General features: G+C 75.0%; 2 protein-coding genes and 1 pseudogene. All 3 read left to right on the forward strand.

Annotated features, from left to right (window positions below; translation table 11 throughout):
- Positions 1-250: pseudogene (locus ACFQ3T_RS36530) on the forward strand (magnesium chelatase); the annotation flags it as partial.
- Between the two features lie 10 nt (positions 251-260).
- Positions 261-875 (forward strand): cob(I)yrinic acid a,c-diamide adenosyltransferase, encoded by a 615-nt coding sequence (gene cobO / locus ACFQ3T_RS36535; RefSeq protein ID WP_380730731.1) that lies wholly within the window; start codon positions 261-263, stop codon positions 873-875.
- Positions 872-1516, forward strand: a 645-nt coding sequence (locus ACFQ3T_RS36540) for a cobyrinate a,c-diamide synthase (protein ID WP_380730733.1), incomplete at its 3' end; no start/stop codon positions are given. The genes cobO and ACFQ3T_RS36540, both read left to right, overlap by 4 nt.

The raw sequence follows: 1516 nt of genomic DNA on the forward strand, positions 1-1516 counted from the left end.
GGTGCTGCTCACCGACGGCCGCGCCACGTCCACCGCCACCGGCGGCGACCCGATGCGCGACGCGGTGCGCGCCGCCGGGCTGCTGGCCGCCGACCGGGTCGCGTCCGTCGTCGTCGACTGCGAGCACGGCCCCGTCAGGCTCGGCCTGGCCGCACGCGTCGCGGACGCGCTGGAAGCGGCGTGCCTGCGCTTGGAAGAACTGTCCGCAGACCAGGTCGCCGGCGTCGTGCGCGCCGCACGAGCCGCGTAGGAGCCTCGACATGCCCCAAGGCCAACCGTCCGTCGTCCCCAACGACGGCCTCAGCACCCGGCAGCGCCGCAACCGGCCCCTGGTCGTGCTCCACACCGGCGAGATGAAGGGCAAGTCCACCGCCGCGTTCGGCCTCGCCCTGCGCGGGTGGAACCAGGGCTGGTCCATCGGCGTCTTCCAGTTCGTGAAGTCGGCCAAGTGGAAGGTCGGCGAGGAGTCGGCGTTCCGCGCGCTCGGCCGGCTGCACGAGCAGACCGGCGAAGGCGGCCCGGTCGAGTGGCACAAGATGGGCGAGGGCTGGTCCTGGACCCGCAAGCAGGGCACCGAGGACGACCACGCCGCCGCCGCCCGCGAGGGCTGGCGGGAGATCGCCCGCCGACTCGCCGCCGAGCAGCACGGCCTGTACGTGCTGGACGAGTTCACCTACCCCCTGCACTGGGGCTGGATCGACGTGGACGAGGTCGTCCGGGCCCTGCGCGACCGGCCCGGCCACCAGCACGTCGTCATCACCGGCCGGTACGCGCCGGACGCGCTCGTCGACGCCGCCGACCTCGTCGTGGAGATGACCAAGGTCAAGCACCCGATGGACGCGGGCCAGAAGGGGCAGAAGGGGATCGAGTGGTGAACCGGCTGGTGGTCGCCGCGCCCGCGTCGGGCAGCGGCAAGACCACCGTCGCCACCGGCCTGATGGCGGCGCTGCGCCGCGCGGGCGACAAGGTCGCGCCGTTCAAGGTCGGACCCGACTACATCGACCCCGGCTACCACTCGGTGGCCACCGGCCGGCCGGGCCGCAACCTCGACCCGGTCATGGTCGGCGACCACCGGGTGCCCGCCCTGTTCGCGCACGGCGCCCGCGGCTGCGACCTGGCCGTCGTGGAAGGCGTGATGGGCCTGTTCGACGGCCGGGTGGACACCGAGGGCGTCGGGTCCACCGCGCACGTCGCCAAGCTCCTGTCCGCGCCCGTGCTGTTCGTGGTCGACGCCCGCGGCCAGAGCCGCAGCCTCGCCGCGCTGCTGCACGGGTTCCGCGGCTACGACCCGACCGTGCGGCTCGGCGGCGTGGTGCTCAACCAGGTCGGCTCCGCCCGCCACGAGCACGTGCTGCGCGGCGCGTGCGCCGAGGTCGGGCTGGAGGTGCTCGGCGTGCTGCCGCGCGACGACCGGTTCGCGCTCCCGTCACGGCACGGTGGCCGCGCCACCGCCGCCGAGCACGGCCGCCCCGCCACCGCCGACGTCGACGCCATCGCCGCCGACGTCGCCCGGCAC

Origin of the sequence: Saccharothrix hoggarensis (assembly GCF_042678885.1) — a bacterium.
Classification (GTDB): Bacteria; Actinomycetota; Actinomycetes; order Mycobacteriales; family Pseudonocardiaceae; genus Actinosynnema; species Actinosynnema hoggarensis.

Excerpts from the sequence above, each read along its gene's own strand:
- cobO (WP_380730731.1), top strand. The coding sequence starts at position 261 with ATGCCCCAAGGCCAACCGTCCGTCGTCCCCAACGACGGCCTCAGCACC.